A 15,973-nucleotide genomic window follows, 5' to 3' on the forward strand; every position below is an offset into this window, starting at 1 on the left:
AACAACAGCATTCTAAACAAGACGACTCGGATCAGAATAAACAGCAACATTCTAAGCAAAGCGACTCGAATCAAGATAAACAACAAAGCTCTAAACAAGATGACTCGAATCACAATCAACAACAGCATTCTAAACAAGACGACTCGGATCAGAATAAACAGCAACATTCTAAGCAAAGCGACTCGAATCAAGATGAACAACAACATTCTAAACAAGATGACTCGAATCAAGATAAACAACAAAGCTCTAAACAAGACGACTCGAATCAGGATAAACAACAAAGCTCTAAACAAGGTAACTCGGATCAAAATCAGCAGCAAAACGCTGGAAATAATAGTATTTATGATTTTACGAAACCAGGAAAAGACCGTATTCATTCTCTACAAGATTTAATAGAAAAGCTCAAAAAGTCTAGTGATTTTGTTAATTACCATACATCTGATGATGAAACGATGCCTTATTGGATTTCTTACTATCGACCTTCGCTTGATGGAGAGAAATTGCAAAAATATTTAATGCCTACTCTTTTAGAACGACCTAGTGCTTCACTAGAAGAGCTGAAAGAACATATTCCGATGAGCGGCATTACAATTACGAACGATTTACAAAAAATTGAGGATATGGTGTTAAAGGGACATGCGATTATTCAATTGAACCAGCAAGATCAAAAATGTATGCTTGCAAACATCGCGATTGATAATTATCGTGCACCAACTCCTCCTTTAAACGAATCGACTGTTATCGGTCCTCAAGAAGGTTTCGTAGAAGATATTGATACAAATATTAATTTAGTTCGAAAACGGCTTCCTGTTTTAGATTTACAAACAAAAGAAATGATTGTCGGTGAGTTTTCAAAAACAAAAGTTGTCATGATGTATTTAGACAACCTCGCTGAAAAAGATAATGTAGATTTTCTCGAGGAGTCATTACGCGCTCTTGAATATGATCAAATTAATGATAGTGCTTATATACAAGAACTAATGGGAGAAAAGTCAATTTTCCCCCTCTATATCAATACAGAGCGTACTGATAGAGTTACAAAAGCACTTATTGATGGAAAAATTGCTATTTTTGTGGATGGTTCTCCAAGCGTTCTACTAACGCCTGTATCCTATTTCGATTTTTTCATTTCGCCAGAAGACTATAACGTCTCTTGGCTATATGCTACATTTTCAAGGATTTTAAGATTAATCGCCGTTCTATTTTCAATCTGTGCTACACCGTTATACGTTGCAGTTTTAAATTATCATTATGAACTTATTCCGAGCGATTTACTTGAAACTTTGATTTTATCAAGAGCTCAAGTACCGTTCCCACCTTTAATTGAAGCACTATTTTTAGAACTTGCAATCGACTTATTGAGAGAGGCTGGCGCAAGGTTACCGATGAAAGTTGGTCAAACGCTCGGTATTGTAGGCGGTATCGTAATCGGACAAGCATCTGTACAAGCTGGTTTAACGAGTAACATTTTATTAATTATCGTTGCCTTATCAGCACTCGCTTCCTTTATTACACCTATTTATAAAATGGGTAATGCTGTTCGATTACTACGTTTCCCGTTTCTAGCATTCGCAGAAATAGGGGGGCTCTTCGGTATCTCTCTTGGATTTATCTTTTTATTTACTCATCTTTTTAGACTTACTTCCTTGCGTAAGCCGTACGCTTTGTTTTACCCGACAAGACAACAATCTGTTAAAGATTCTTGGATTCGTTTTCCCTTAACAATGATTGATACAAGGGATGTACAAGCAAGACCACAACATGTAAAGAAAGCAGCAAAAGGGATTTCAACAAAACATAGATCGGATTTTGATGATTAAGGAATGAGGTGCATTGATGAGTAAAGTTCAAGAAAAATATCAAATATCTCCTGTCTTTGTTTTCTTCTTAATTCACGGTGCACAGTTTGGAGCTGGCGTTCTCGGCTTCGCTCGAATTATTGCGAAAGCTGCTGGATACGACGGCTGGATAGGGGTTCTAATCACAGGAATATGTATCCACATTCTTATATGGATGATGTATTTTTTATTAAAAGAAACAAACGGGAATTTAATTGATTTACAACGACAAACATTTGGAAAGTGGATAGGGAACCTCTTTAATATCATCTTTGCAGCATATTTTTTAATCGTCAGTATTTCCGTCATTCGAACGTATGTTGAAATTATTCAAGTATGGATGTTCCCAACTGCTTCCACCTTTATGTTAACACTCTTTTTATGCTTAGTTAGTTATTACATTATTTCTTCTGGCTTCCGTGTCATTACTGGTATTTGCGTCATCTCTGTTGGTGGTACACTAGGATATTTATTTCTAAGCTTATTCGTTTTGAAATATTCACATTGGGAGAATTTACTACCTATATTCACACATTCTCTTTCAGACATTTTAAAATCCGCTCAACTGTCAATCCACAGTATGACAGGATTTGAGATTTACCTCATGGTGTATCCATTCGTGAAAAAGCCTATGCAATCTCATAAGTATGCTCAACTCGGGGCACTATTTTCAAATCTTCTATATTTATTTAGTACCCTTTTAGCCTTTGCATTTTTTAGTGAGAAACAATTGTTAAAAACGATATGGTCGCAACTTTCCATGACTCAAGTCATTCAATTACCCTTCATAGAAAGACTAGAATATATCGCAATATCAGGCTATGCACTCGTTATTATTTCAAGTTTTATCCTCCCTTTATGGGCGTCAATAAGAGCAACTCACGAAATATTCCGTGTAAAACAAAGAGGTGTTTTAATCGCTTTTATCATTATCACTCTCATTGTTTCACAACTTTTAACGAACAGACACGATATTAATAACTTTATTAGTAATGCATCAAAAGTTAGTTTTTGGCTCATTTATGTATACATCCCAATCCTATTTATTATTGTGTGGGTGAAAAGAAAATGGAAAAAATCAAAAGCAAATTAATACTTATTTCTTGTATAGCACTTTTCAGTTTAACTGGATGTTTACAAAAAAATATTATCGATGATGTACAACTTATTCAAGGAACCGTTTTTGATACAGCAAAGGATCATAAAGTAAAAGTAACATTCGTTTGTCCCATTCAGAAAAAAGGAAATAAAGTTCAAGTTTTTGAAGGCAGCGCAAATGCGGTAAAACAAGTAAAAGCAGACACATCTTTAGAATCTTCTCAACCATTTGCTAGTGGACAAATGCGTGTTGCTCTATATACTATACCACTTGCAAAAAAAGGAATGTCTACTTCATTCGATACATTACTTCGAGATGTGAATATAGGGAACGCTTTATATGTTGCTTTACTTGAAGGTAATGGTACTGAACTTTTGAAAGGGAAATATTCGACTTCATACAATGTTGCAATTTATATAAAAAAATTGTTAGAGCATAACATGGAAACTGGTCCTTTACCAACGGATAATCTGCATGTAGGAGCATTCCGTTATTATCAAGAAGGGCAAGACTACTATATTCCAATTTTAAAAAAACATGGTGATAAAATAAAAATCAATGGAATTGGTCTTTTTAAAAAGGATAAATATATTGGTAAAATTGCGGAAAAGGATATGTTCATATTTAAAGGACTATTAGAAAAGCATAAATTAGATTCACATGAATTTAAAACCGATTCTGCGTACGTAATGATTAATAATATTCGTTCTGTTCCAACTTACGATATTAAGATTAAAAACGGAAAGCCTTCTTTCTTCATTCACGTTCATCTTGAGGCGCGCATTCAAGAACTATCGAAACAAATTAACTTAGAAAATAACAAGAACTCAAAAAATATTGAAAAAGATGTACAAAAACAATTAGATATACAAGCTGCTAAATTAGTTAAGCAGTTTAAATCTTTAGGCGTCGATCCTCTCGGACTAGGGGCTAAATATAAGCAGCATTATCGTCCATTCAAATTAGAAAAATGGAGACAGATGTACAAAGATGTCCCCGTCACTATAAAATACACCGTAAATATTACAAATTCTGGTGTAATCGAATGAGAAATGATTGAACTCCTCTCTCCGGCATGATACAACGGAAAGAGGAGTTTTTATTTTAGATAGAGAGAGAAGATATTTATGGGGGAGCTTATGTCTAAAAAATTAGTAAAGCCTATTTTAAATGGTATTTTATTTCTCGGCGTCTTTTTATTTGCTCATACATACTTAAAAAATGTTTCCTTCACACGTTATTTACTTGTCGTTATACCAATGTTGCTCGTTGGTATGTTTGGCATCGACCTTATTTTATCTATTTTAATAAAAGAAGAAAAATAACGAGCAGGGCCGTCCCAAAAATATTCCGGGATGGCTTTCTTTTATTAATGGGTTATGTTTTGTCGTTTAGTCGATATGGTCTTTCCCTATCTAAACTAAAAGATGAAACTTTTGGACAGTCCCTTTTCATTTCATAATCACCTTATGTTACAATGGGATTCGGCACAAAGCGAGAAAGGATGAAACAACATGACAAACGAAAAAGGTTTAGATAAAGGATACGAACTTGTTGCAAAAATGCATGAAGAGTTCGGACACCCTGTGACAAATACTCCAACAAAACTAACAGAAGAGCGTGCAAAAATCCGTGCAAGTTTTATGCAAGAAGAGCTAGAAGAATTTCTAGAAGCAACGACTGTTGAAGATCAATATGATGCACTGATTGACCTTATTTACTTCGCATTCGGAACGTTTGCCGAAATGGGCGTACGTCCTGATAAAGGATTCGAAATTGTAAATAACGCAAACATGGCAAAACTATTCCCTGATGGAAAACCTCGATTCCGTGAAGGCGACGGCAAAATTCTAAAACCAGAAGGCTGGCAAGCACCAGAACCACAACTTCGTGCTGAAATCGAACGTCAGCGCCAAGAAGCTAAAAAAACTGCTAGGAAATCCTAGCAGTTTTTTTATTATGTCTTTTTTCATTTAGTTCATTAATGACCCACGTGTCCCGCGTGTCCTGCTGCTCCACCAATACTAGCCGCTCCTGCTGCTGCCCCTGCTCCTCCTGCTCCAATTCCACCTGTCCAAGGAGAAGATTGTTGCTGTTGTTGATATTGCTGATATTGTTGATGTTGTTGACCATGCTGACCTTGATGGCCCTGTTGACCTTGGTGGCCTTGGTGGCCTTGGTGGCCTTGGTGGCCTTGGTGGCCTTGGTGGCCTTGATGTTGATGACCATGATGACCTTGTTGGCCTTGGTGGTGGTGATGACCATGGTGACCGTGCTGGCCTTGGTGGTGGTGACCATGGTGACCATGGTGACCTTGGTGGCCTTGGTGACCATGGTGACCTTGGTGGCCTTGGTGGTGATAATGACCATGGTGACCATGCTGGCCTTGATGCGTTTGATAAAGAACAGCTTGTGGATGAATATGGTGTTGACCGTGGTGATGTACTTGTTGTTGATGGCCGTGGTGGCCTTGGTGATGATGGTGTCCATGGTGACCGTGTTGGCCTTGATGATGATGTCCATGATGGCCGTGGTGGCCTTGGTGGCCTTGGTGATGATGGTGTACATGGTGGCCATGTTGGCCTTGGTGATGGTGATGTACATGGTGACCGTGAACACCTTGCGGATAACCACCTACTCCGCCTGCTACAACACCTACTCCTGGTACTGGAAATCCTGTCTGCACTCCTCCAACGAAAGAAGGAAATGTAGTTGGTACCCCTACTGGAATTCCTGTCTGTACGCCAGCTACTGACGTCGGAAATCCTCCTGTTACTGTAGGCATTCCAGCCCCTGATGTCGAAAATCCTCCCATTGATGTAGGCATTCCCGTTTGCATGCCAGCTACCGATGTTGGAAATCCTCCCGCTGCTCCACCCATCCAGCTCGGAATTCCACCGTACCCTTGTTGGCCAGCTCCTCCCATTAACATCATTTGTTCATAACTACCCGATCCACCTCCGAAGAAGCCATGTGGTGCATTATTGTCCATCCCTTTCATTCCTTTCACCTCTTCTACTCAATTTAGCCTACCTTTTTTATCATATTTCCTATAGAAAAATAGGTGTTTGTCTGTATTGGAATTCCGCTCTTTTATTTGTACGTAGTGGAATAATTGAACACTTAGATGAAGGTAATCTTGAGATTATGTTCCACACAAAAAAGCTCAGAGCATAAATGCTCTGAGCTTTTCATTCATTAGTTTGCAACAACGTTAACAAGTTTTCCAGGAACAACAATTACTTTACGAACTGTTTTCCCTTCAATTTGGTCTTGAATTGCTTCAAGTGCAAGTTGTTCCATTTCTTCTTTTGATGCGTCTTTACTCATTGTTAGTTTTGCGCGAACTTTGCCCATAATTTGAACAACGATTTCAACTTCATCTTCTACAAGTTTAGACTCATCGAATGTTGGCCAGCTTGCATATGTGATTGTTTCATTGTATCCAAGTTTGCTCCATAGTTCTTCCCCGATATGAGGTGCAACTGGTGCAATCATTTTTACGAAACCTTCTACATATTCTTTTGGAAGTGTTTCAGCTTTATATGCATCGTTGATGAATACCATCATTTGAGAAACCGCTGTGTTGAAGCGAAGCTCTGCATAGTCTTCTGTTACTTTCTTCACTGTTTGATGGTAAGCTTTTTCAAGATTTTTGTTTGGTGCATCAGTAATTTTCTCACTTAATTCACCGTTATCTTGAATGAATAGGCGCCATACGCGGTCTAGGAAGCGACGAGCTCCGTCAAGACCATTTTCAGACCAAGCGATCGAAGCATCTAACGGTCCCATGAACATTTCGTATAGACGAAGTGTATCTGCACCATGGCTTGCTACGATATCATCAGGGTTTACAACGTTACCTTTTGATTTACTCATTTTCTCGTTGTTTTCACCTAGAATCATACCTTGGTTGAATAATTGCTGGAACGGCTCTTTCGTTGGAACTACACCGATATCGTATAATACTTTATGCCAGAAACGAGCATATAGTAAGTGAAGTACAGCGTGCTCTGCTCCGCCGATATAAATATCAACTGGAAGCCATTGTTTTACTTTTTCAGGATCTACAAGTGCTTCACTATTGTTTGGATCGATGTAACGTAGGTAATACCAGCAGCTACCAGCCCATTGTGGCATTGTGTTCGTTTCACGACGACCTTTTTTACCAGTTTCAGGATCAACAACATTTACCCACTCGTCAATGTTCGCAAGTGGTGATTCACCTGTACCTGAAGGACGGATATTTTCTGTTTTCGGAAGAACTAATGGTAATTCTTCTTCTTTCACAGCTGTCATTGTGCCATCTTCCCAGTGAATTACTGGAATTGGCTCACCCCAGTAACGTTGACGGCTGAATAACCAGTCACGTAGACGGTACGTTACCTTTTGATTTCCTGCGCTCGTTACTTCAAGCCATTCAATCATTTTTACGATTGCTTCTTCTTTATTTAAACCATCAAGGAATGCTGAGTTTACATGTGCACCATCACCTGTGTACACTTCTTTCGTAATGTCTCCGCCTTTTACAACTTCCTTCATTGGAAGATTGAATACTGATGCGAATTCATAGTCACGCTCATCGTGAGCTGGAACTGCCATTACAGCACCTGTTCCGTAAGTTGCAAGAACGTAATCAGCGATCCAGATTGGTAATTTCTCACCGTTTACTGGGTTAACTGCGTAAGCACCAGTGAATACACCAGTTTTCTCTTTCGCAAGTTCTGTACGCTCTAGATCACTCTTCATTTTTACAGAGTTAATGTAAGCTTCTACTGCTTCTTTTTGATCTGCTGTTGTAATTTCAGCAACAAGTGCATGTTCCGGAGCAAGTACACAGTATGTTGCACCAAATAGTGTATCAGGACGCGTTGTGAAAACTGTGAATTTCTCGTCTGTACCGTCGATATTGAAATGTACTTCTGCACCTTCAGAACGACCGATCCAGTTACGTTGCATATCTTTTAAGCTTTCTGGCCAATCAAGCTCATCTAGATCTTCTAATAGACGATCTCCGTAAGCTGTAATTTTTAACATCCACTGTCTCATCGGACGACGCTCAACTGGATGTCCGCCGCGCTCACTCTTACCGTCAATGATTTCTTCGTTTGCAAGTACTGTACCAAGTGCTGGGCACCAGTTTACAGGTACTTCATCAACGTAAGCTAAACCTTTTTCAAATAGTTTTAGGAAGATCCATTGTGTCCACTTATAGTAGTTTGGATCTGTTGTATTTACTTCACGATCCCAATCGTAAGAGAAACCTAATGCTTTAATTTGATTACGGAACGTATTAATATTAATCTCTGTAAATTCTGCCGGGCTGTTTCCAGTATCAAGTGCATATTGCTCTGCTGGAAGACCGAATGCATCCCATCCCATTGGATGAAGAACGTTATATCCTTGCATACGCTTCATACGAGATAAAATATCTGTCGCTGTATAACCTTCTGGATGTCCTACGTGTAGGCCTGCACCTGATGGATATGGGAACATATCTAGTGCATAAAATTTTGGTTTTTCTGTCTCATCTGGCGTACCGAATGTTTTATTCTCTTCCCAGTACCCTTGCCACTTCTTCTCAATATCTTGATGATTAAAGCTCATGAGATACCCTCCTTGAAATTCTATTTATTTTCACCGCCCAAAATACAAAAAACCTCTCATCCCTAGAAAGGGACGAGAGGTTATAGATTCCCGCGGTACCACCCTAAATTAATGTACAAATATACATTCGCTTAGATCCGTAACGTGGATTAACGGCAATTGCTACTGTTAGTTTCACAACTGCAACTCAAAGGCGAGTTCATAACGAAACGTGGATTGACTTGCACCGACCGTCAACTCTCTAAACCAGCTTCTATTACTACTACTCCTTCTCACTGTTATTACAAATATGAGTTAATGTGAACTACCCACCACTTCGTATCTCTAAAAAGCTTACTTAAAGTGAAGGCTTCTCGGTTAATCGTTACTTTTAATCACTAACGAATTCGTCTTACGACAGCCGAGCTATCTCCCTTGTTCTAAAGGTTGTTTTATTTAAATATATTCTAAAACATGTTACATGTTCCGTCAAACTAAACTGCAATTTTTTCTTCAACTGTTTCTTCTACTTTTACTCGTTTATCATACATGCTCGTTGCAATAAGCGCTACTACAAGCATTACCATGATTGCTATAAACAATACTTCCATATTGTATAAATCAACAATCGCTCCGCCAACGACCGGCCCGAACATTTTCCCTACAGTCGCTGCGCTATTTACAACGCCTTGATAAAACCCAAGTTTATCTTTTGGCGCAAGTATATTTGCAATGGTCGGAACTGCTGGCCATACAAATAACTCACCAATTGTTAATGTTATCATCGCAACGAGGAACATCGTAAATTGCTGCGCTTGACTCAACACAATGAATGACGCCGCAAAAATGACGATTCCAATCATAATTTGTTGTTTTAAAGAACGCTTCATCCAACGAATTAACATACTAACAAGCGGCTGCGCGCAAACGATCATCGCTCCGTTTATCGTCCATAATAAACTATAATGGCGGAGGCTAATATTTAATTCCCGCATATGAGTCGCAATTGCCCCTTGCCACTGTACATATGTAACCCAGCATAAAGCATATGCTACACATACGATAAGAAGTGCTTTGAATCCTGGTGTAAGCGACCAACCTTTTTTCGTTTCGACTTCTTTTTGTACGCCTGGCTCTTTCTTGTCTTCCATACCACGGAATCCAATAAAAGCAATTAAGAAGAAAACAAAGTACAAAATAAAGTTCGCTAAGAAAATATAATCAAAACGATACGATGCAACTAATCCACCACACGCTGTTCCGATTGCAATACCAACGTTTTGTCCAACATACATTGCATTAAATGCTCGTCTTCCGCCCTCTGGCCAAACCGTACCAACCATCGCATACATCGATGGGAAGACCATTCCAGAACCAAAACCGATTAACGCTAACCACACAACATATAACGGCCAACCGTGGAAGAACACAAGACCTAAAATCGATACGAGTGTAATGACAATCCCTACTAAAGTTGATTTATAACCGCCCCATTTATCAAATAAAACACCGCCGAGCAAGTTTCCGATTACACCAGTAAGCGAGTTGATCATTAATACCATTCCGGCCACAGATAAAGATTTCCCTAGGTGATCATGCAAATAAATTGTATTAAAAGGCCATAAAAAAGAAGCACCCGTGACATTAATAATCATCCCAGCTACTAATAGCCATACTTTCCTTGGCATAGTCTCCCCTCCTATTCTATTTTTTCGTTCATCTATAACAGTAAAATTGTAGTCGTTTTTAAATAGGAAGGCAACTGATTAATAGTTGATGAAATTCAGATAACGGTATGTAGGTAAATGAAATTATATTGATTGCCACTTAAAAATATATCGACTTACCGACAAAAAAGGGGAGGCTACATGAAGTTCATGCAGTCTCCCCTTTTTTATACTATCCAACTTCTTTTTCTCGCTTCGCACGTTCTTTCGCACTCCATTTAAATATCTTATCTAATAGAGAGTATATTCTCCCGGACTCTTTCGTTAATAACGGACCTAACGATGCTAATATTAAAACGTAAAGTGCAGAGAATGGTTTAATCGCTGCCATTAAGCCACCCGCAATGCCGATATTGGCTACAATAATAGAGAATTCCCCGCGTGATACGAGTGTTAAACCAATATTCGTAGAAGCCTTATGCGATAACCCGGCTTTACGTCCCGCCATCATTCCAGCTGTAAAATTACCGATGAGTGTAATAAGAACTGCTCCTAACGCCAACCACACTGCTCCTCCAAGTGAAAACGGATCTATACTTAAACCGAAGCTGAAAAAGAATATAGCTCCAAAGAAGTCACGAAACGGAACGACGAGATGCTCAATCCGATCGCTATGCTCTGTTTCAGAAAAAACGAGCCCTAACAATAATGCTCCAATCGCCTCAGCAACATGAATCGTTTCTGAAAATCCTGCTACAAAGAATAAAATAGCGAATATTACGATAATAAAAATTTCATTTGACGAAATATCTAATATTTTATTTAAGAACGGCGTAGCTTTTCTAGCGACTACAAAGAATAGTAGCATATATCCTACTGCGATTAATACCGATGTAAGAGCACCTACAAATGATGTTGCGCCCCCAAGTACTAACCCTGAAACGACTGATAAATATACAGCTAAAAAAATATCATCAAACATAATGATTCCTAATATTAATTCAGTCTCTTTATTACCGGATCTTCTTAAATCAACAATTACTTTTGCAACAATTGCACTCGATGAAATTGTAATGATTCCAGCAATAATTAATGTTTCTAATAAAGGGAAGCCCATCACATATCCATAAAGCAAACCTAATATGAAATTAAGCGATATGTGGACAGTCCCCCCGAAAGCAATCGATTTTCCTGATTTAATTAATTTTTTTATTGAGAATTCTAAGCCTAAATAGAATAGGAGGAATATGACGCCAACGCGGCCGAGGAAGGAAATAACTTCTCCGCTTTCAATAAACCTTAAATCGATAAGTCCTAAATCTGGGGCATGAGGCCCCACTAACATACCGAGTATAATGAGAAACGGAATAATCGAGAACTTTAACTTCGCAGCGAGGATAGCTGCAAAAGCTACTAATACTAAAGCAGTTCCAACTTCAAAGATTAAAGTATCCATCGATTAGGAATCACCTCCTGCTGAAAGCAATTCATTAATAATTCTTTTCACTTCATGTCTTTCGCCTGACAATACGAGCATATCGCCAGCTTCAATAATAGAGTCTGGACCTGGATTAAAGAATTTCTTCATATTCTTTTTCAAAATAGCAATAATCGTTACGTTATATGTTTTTCTGACATGTAAGCTGCCAATTGTTTGTTGTACTACCGGTGCGTTATTCTCCACCTTAAACCATTCAATTGATAATCCTTCAAAAGCCATCTCAATTGTGTCTAGCGCTTGCGGTCTATATACCATTCCGCCTAATATAGCCGCAATTTGCCTCGCTTCAGAATCACGAAGAGAAATGCTTGAAATACTCTCATCATGATCCGCATCAAAATGATACATTTCTCTTCGGCCATCATCATGAATCACAATAACCATTTTTTCATTACCTTTTGTTATCACTTCAAATTTACATCCAATGCCCGGTAATTCACTTTCTCTAATATTCATATTTTCCGCCTCCTAAAGTTTTTAGTTACGGCTTTTACAAATCAACATCAATCTCTGTTTTAAACTTTTCATCTTTTGAGATTCCTAAATACTTGAGTGTTTCTGATGGAGTTGCGTGATGAAAATGCTTTTGCAATAGCGCAATTGCTATTCCTCTTTTGTACGCGTGAAATCCAAATGTTTTTCGCATTGAGTTCGTTCCAATCTTTCCAATAATTCCAACCGCTTCAGCTGCGTTATGAATAACGCGATACGCTTGTTGGCGTGAGATTGAATTTGTCGTTTTATTAGATTGAAATACGTAGCTTTCTCTTTGAGCATCAATAGTTTGTACGTACTCTAAGAGAGCTTCTTTTACTTTTGTATTTAAATAAATATCTTGTTTAAATTTTTCATCTTTCACAGGAAGGGAATAAAACTCTTTAACAGTCTTATCTTCATTTAATACCTCTTCAAATTTCATACTAAGTAGTTCAGTAATTTTTAATCCAGTGTTAATTCCAATAACAAATAAAAGATAATCTCGCAGCGAGTGCTCTTTTAAATACTTTTTCATAGCCTCAATCTGGCTTATATCTTTTAATGCCTCTACAACTTCCATACATGTATCTCCTCATCTTATGAACGGTAATTTTCTCATTATCCTGTCCATTTTACCTTATCATGCTATGAGATTTCCATGTATTATCCATTATTTTCACAATATACTCTTACGACAATTTTTCATTTGGAAATTTATGATTGTACAAATACGGTGTGGGTAGAAAAAATAGGGGGATACAAGTTCAGCTTCTTTCTATAGATCGGATTCCTCCTTTCACTTTTCAGTTGCTGATACTCACATATTATGTTACTTATTTACATTATATTATACATTTCAGTAACATTAAAGTGTTTTTTTCTGAAAATACAAAAAGCCGAGCACTTTCACTCGACTTTTTACGTATTAATCTTCTTTTGGAAGAACAATTCCTTTATACAATTGAACTGTAATGAAATAATAAATCGCATAAATAACTACGAAAATTACGATTGGTACCCAAATACGGAAGTACGGATCAACTAAAATAAATCCGAAAATATTCATACCAACTAATACGTGAGCAATGCCTAAAATTGCTGGGAATAAGAATACTAAGAATAACTCTTTATAAATCGATTTCGTTAATAATTCACGACGCACACCGATTTTACGAAGCATTTGATAACGCGTAATATCTTTTGATGCACCAGAAAGAATTTTAAACATTAAACAACTTGCCATCATTGCTAAGAACGCAATTCCAAGGAAGAATCCCATAAACACTGTTCCGCTTGCAACGCCGTAGAACCCATTGTAAGTTTGATATTTACTATCCATTCTTTCAGCTTTTACATTTTTATATTTAACTAGCTGCAACTCGTCAAGTTTTTTCCACTCTTTTGTATATGTTAAGAAGTCATTTGTTTTTCCGATAAATGCTATACCTTCTTTACCATTTATCCCATCGTACATTTTTTGATCTACAATTTTAATTGCATGATTTTCGTATAAATAATATGGATGGATTGTACTAAAAGCATCAACCCATTCTGCTGAAAGTTCTTTAGCGTTCGCATCTTTTTCATTCATTTCTCTAGAAACTGCACCTACTTGTAGTTCCTCTGAAACGTTCTTCGTATTCACTAAATCTTTCATTGACTCCATATTTGCCATATCTCTTACTATAGGACGATTTTTCTCTAAATCTTCTTTTACATAGTAAACATATTTATCATCTACTTTGTAACGATATTCACTTTTCTCTTTAAATGTAATACCGTCTAATATTTTCTTTTCTTCAGCTGTTGGATTATGAACCACTGAATCATAGATTACTAAACCATCAACCATTTTTATAACATTATTTTTAAACGCCATACCACCTGAAATTGCACCAGCTCCAAGCGCTACTAACATCGCTACTGTCGCAAGTACTTTCGTTAAACTATTAATACGGAAATTTAACTGTGCAAATGTAAAAGCGTTAAGTCCTTTTTCACTACGCTTCTTATTACTTTTTAACTTTTTAATAATAACCGGAAGAAGTGATCCAAATAGCATGTAAGTACCAGCTGTTGTTGTAACTAATGCAATAAGGATTCCCATCTCTCTTAGTTTTTCCATGTAAATCATTGATGCATAGCCAATTCCTAATAAAATAACCGCAAGGAATGCAACTAAACCTGTCATTTTTCCTTTTACCGCAACACGCTCTGTTTGTGCATCTGCATGTACTAGCTGCAATACTGAAATACGTGATAACTTAATACTGTTCATAATTGCTGATAATACAAATAGTGCAAAGAAAAAGATGCAAGTAACAGTCATAGATGGAAGGTAAAATGCTTTATATCCTTCACCAGAAAATTCAAGCTGTTTCATTAATAACTGTCCAATACCTTCTGCAAGTCCTACACCAACTGTAATACCAATCGCAAGAGACGCAGCGCCTAATACGATTGTTTCAATAAACATAAGTAATGTAACTTTATGCTTTTTTGCTCCTAACATCATATACATTCCAAACTCTTTTTGACGAAGAGATAATAAGAATGAGTTTGCATATAAAATGTAGAAGAACGTTATAATTGCTAGTAAAAATGATCCCGCTTGGAATACGAATCCAATAGATTTAATCATTGAGTTAGATTCAAGGAACGCTTTATTAAGCGCTAACGTTTGAAACATATAAAAAATTGAAATCGACATGACAAGACCGACAAGTAAGACGATATAATCTTTTAGCTTACTTTTCAGCCCCGACATGGAAAGTTTAAATAACATACTGAAACCTCCTTCCTTACGCTTTTTGTGTACCTAAATCTGCAAGTACATCTAAAATTTCTTTGTAGAACTCTTCACGCGTACCACCGCGATGAATTTCTTTATATAACTCACCATCTTGAATGAATAAAATACGCTGACAGTAACTTGCACTGTAAGGATCATGCGTAACCATCATAATCGATACGCCCTGATCTTTATTTAAGTTTGTCATTGCATCAAGTAAACTCGTTGCATTTTTAGAATCAAGAGCTCCTGTTGGCTCGTCCCCTAAAATAATTGCCGGCTCATGCACTAACGCACGCGCTGCTGCTGAACGCTGCTTTTGTCCACCCGATACTTCAGATGGATACTTTTGAAGAATTTCTGTAATCCCTAACATATCCGCTACTTTTTCTACTTTCGGTCCAATATTACGTGATGGAACACCTTGAAGAGAAAGCGGAAGTGCAATGTTTTCATAAATAGATAAGTTCTCTAATAAATTAAAGTCTTGGAAGATGAATCCTAATTTTTGTGAACGGAAATCAGAAAGCTCACCTTGTTTCATTTTCGTAATATCCGTACCCGCAATTTCAACAACGCCGCCCGTTGCTTTATCAAGCGTTGAAATTACATTTAATAATGTCGTTTTACCAGAACCAGATGGTCCCATAATCCCAACAAACTCACCCTCTTGAATTGAGAATGAAACACCTTTTAACGCGTGTGATTGGTTCTCACCTTTTTTACCGTACACTTTTTGAACGTTTTTCACGTCTACAACTGGTTTCGTCATATATATCCTCCTACGCTTGTTTTTCCATTACCTATTTTGCGCTTTTTGGAAGGGAACTGCTATTTGTTAACATTACATTTACCTTACACTTTTGTAATATAAAAAATGGGCGCGTGTAAGGTTCGTGCATAAATAAATTTTTATCAGCGATTTTCAAAATATATCGACTTACCGACGAAAGATAACAATAAAAATGGGCTGTTCCACAAAAGGAACAGCCCGCTTCTCTCTTTATCCCGCTT

Annotated in this window: 13 protein-coding genes and 1 other annotated feature; of the genes, 5 read left to right on the forward strand and 8 right to left on the reverse strand. The window is 37.4% G+C overall.

Annotated features, from left to right (window positions below):
- The 5 genes from PDL00_RS23150 to PDL00_RS23170 form a co-directional block, all read left to right on the forward strand.
- Positions 1 to 1,820: spore germination protein (locus PDL00_RS23150; RefSeq protein ID WP_270731307.1), on the forward strand; the 1,820-nt coding region annotated here is incomplete at its 5' end.
- 16 nt (positions 1,821 to 1,836) lie between these two features.
- Entirely contained in the window at positions 1,837 to 2,931 is a 1,095-nt protein-coding gene (locus tag PDL00_RS23155; protein ID WP_270731309.1) for a spore germination protein, read from the forward strand.
- Positions 2,907 to 3,986, forward strand: a complete 1,080-nt coding sequence (gene gerHC / locus PDL00_RS23160) for a spore germination protein GerHC (protein ID WP_242257429.1) — start codon at positions 2,907 to 2,909, stop codon at positions 3,984 to 3,986. The genes PDL00_RS23155 and gerHC overlap by 25 nt, the downstream gene beginning before the upstream one ends.
- Positions 3,987 to 4,076: 90 nt before the next feature.
- Positions 4,077 to 4,262, forward strand: coding sequence for a hypothetical protein (locus PDL00_RS23165; protein ID WP_000038782.1), 186 nt, complete (start codon positions 4,077 to 4,079; stop codon positions 4,260 to 4,262).
- Between the two features lie 189 nt (positions 4,263 to 4,451).
- Positions 4,452 to 4,883: an HAD family hydrolase gene (locus PDL00_RS23170; protein WP_270731311.1), complete on the forward strand. Its 432-nt coding sequence runs from the start codon at positions 4,452 to 4,454 to the stop codon at positions 4,881 to 4,883.
- 35 nt (positions 4,884 to 4,918) lie between these two features.
- Here PDL00_RS23170 and PDL00_RS23175 read toward each other — a convergent pair whose 3' ends face one another.
- From PDL00_RS23175 to PDL00_RS23210, 8 genes are all read right to left on the reverse strand, one after another.
- Positions 4,919 to 5,938 carry a hypothetical protein gene (locus tag PDL00_RS23175; RefSeq protein WP_270731313.1) on the reverse strand — a complete coding sequence of 340 codons (1,020 nt, stop codon included), beginning with the start codon at positions 5,936 to 5,938 and terminating at the stop codon, positions 4,919 to 4,921.
- A 197-nt stretch (positions 5,939 to 6,135) separates the two neighbouring features.
- On the reverse strand, positions 6,136 to 8,544 hold the full coding sequence (leuS, locus tag PDL00_RS23180; RefSeq protein WP_270731315.1) for a leucine--tRNA ligase: 2,409 nt from the start codon (positions 8,542 to 8,544) through the stop codon (positions 6,136 to 6,138).
- 65 nt (positions 8,545 to 8,609) lie between these two features.
- Positions 8,610 to 8,829: a binding site (T-box leader), on the reverse strand.
- 188 nt (positions 8,830 to 9,017) lie between these two features.
- Complete coding sequence (locus PDL00_RS23185; protein ID WP_242256905.1) at positions 9,018 to 10,211, reverse strand: MDR family MFS transporter; 1,194 nt, start codon at positions 10,209 to 10,211, stop codon at positions 9,018 to 9,020.
- 211 nt (positions 10,212 to 10,422) lie between these two features.
- Complete coding sequence (locus PDL00_RS23190) at positions 10,423 to 11,646, reverse strand: cation:proton antiporter (protein ID WP_000380190.1); 1,224 nt, start codon at positions 11,644 to 11,646, stop codon at positions 10,423 to 10,425.
- 3 nt (positions 11,647 to 11,649) lie between these two features.
- Positions 11,650 to 12,147: a cation:proton antiporter regulatory subunit gene (locus tag PDL00_RS23195; protein WP_001026048.1), complete on the reverse strand. Its 498-nt coding sequence runs from the start codon at positions 12,145 to 12,147 to the stop codon at positions 11,650 to 11,652.
- A 34-nt stretch (positions 12,148 to 12,181) separates the two neighbouring features.
- Positions 12,182 to 12,748 (reverse strand): tyrosine-type recombinase/integrase, encoded by a 567-nt coding sequence (locus PDL00_RS23200; protein WP_242256908.1) that lies wholly within the window; start codon positions 12,746 to 12,748, stop codon positions 12,182 to 12,184.
- 345 nt (positions 12,749 to 13,093) lie between these two features.
- A complete protein-coding gene (locus tag PDL00_RS23205) occupies positions 13,094 to 14,953 on the reverse strand; it encodes an FtsX-like permease family protein (protein ID WP_242256909.1) in 1,860 nt (619 codons plus the stop codon).
- A gap of 16 nt (positions 14,954 to 14,969) precedes the next feature.
- Positions 14,970 to 15,731 carry an ABC transporter ATP-binding protein gene (locus tag PDL00_RS23210; protein ID WP_000165844.1) on the reverse strand — a complete coding sequence of 254 codons (762 nt, stop codon included), beginning with the start codon at positions 15,729 to 15,731 and terminating at the stop codon, positions 14,970 to 14,972.
- Positions 15,732 to 15,973: the final 242 nt, after the last annotated feature.

Source organism: Bacillus cereus group sp. TH152-1LC, from assembly GCF_027710505.1.
In the GTDB taxonomy this organism is placed as follows: Bacteria; Bacillota; Bacilli; order Bacillales; family Bacillaceae_G; genus Bacillus_A; species Bacillus_A mobilis.

Coding starts and splice junctions, on each gene's coding strand:
- PDL00_RS23195 (WP_001026048.1), bottom strand. CDS start 12,147: ATGAATATTAGAGAAAGTGAATTACCGGGCATTGGATGTAAATTTGAA.
- PDL00_RS23185 (WP_242256905.1), bottom strand. CDS start 10,211: ATGCCAAGGAAAGTATGGCTATTAGTAGCTGGGATGATTATTAATGTC.
- gerHC (WP_242257429.1), top strand. CDS start 2,907: ATGGAAAAAATCAAAAGCAAATTAATACTTATTTCTTGTATAGCACTT.
- PDL00_RS23175 (WP_270731313.1), bottom strand. CDS start 5,938: ATGAAAGGGATGGACAATAATGCACCACATGGCTTCTTCGGAGGTGGA.
- PDL00_RS23205 (WP_242256909.1), bottom strand. CDS start 14,953: ATGTTATTTAAACTTTCCATGTCGGGGCTGAAAAGTAAGCTAAAAGAT.
- PDL00_RS23155 (WP_270731309.1), top strand. CDS start 1,837: ATGAGTAAAGTTCAAGAAAAATATCAAATATCTCCTGTCTTTGTTTTC.
- PDL00_RS23200 (WP_242256908.1), bottom strand. CDS start 12,748: ATGGAAGTTGTAGAGGCATTAAAAGATATAAGCCAGATTGAGGCTATG.
- PDL00_RS23170 (WP_270731311.1), top strand. CDS start 4,452: ATGACAAACGAAAAAGGTTTAGATAAAGGATACGAACTTGTTGCAAAA.
- leuS (WP_270731315.1), bottom strand. CDS start 8,544: ATGAGCTTTAATCATCAAGATATTGAGAAGAAGTGGCAAGGGTACTGG.
- PDL00_RS23165 (WP_000038782.1), top strand. CDS start 4,077: ATGTCTAAAAAATTAGTAAAGCCTATTTTAAATGGTATTTTATTTCTC.
- PDL00_RS23210 (WP_000165844.1), bottom strand. CDS start 15,731: ATGACGAAACCAGTTGTAGACGTGAAAAACGTTCAAAAAGTGTACGGT.
- PDL00_RS23190 (WP_000380190.1), bottom strand. CDS start 11,646: ATGGATACTTTAATCTTTGAAGTTGGAACTGCTTTAGTATTAGTAGCT.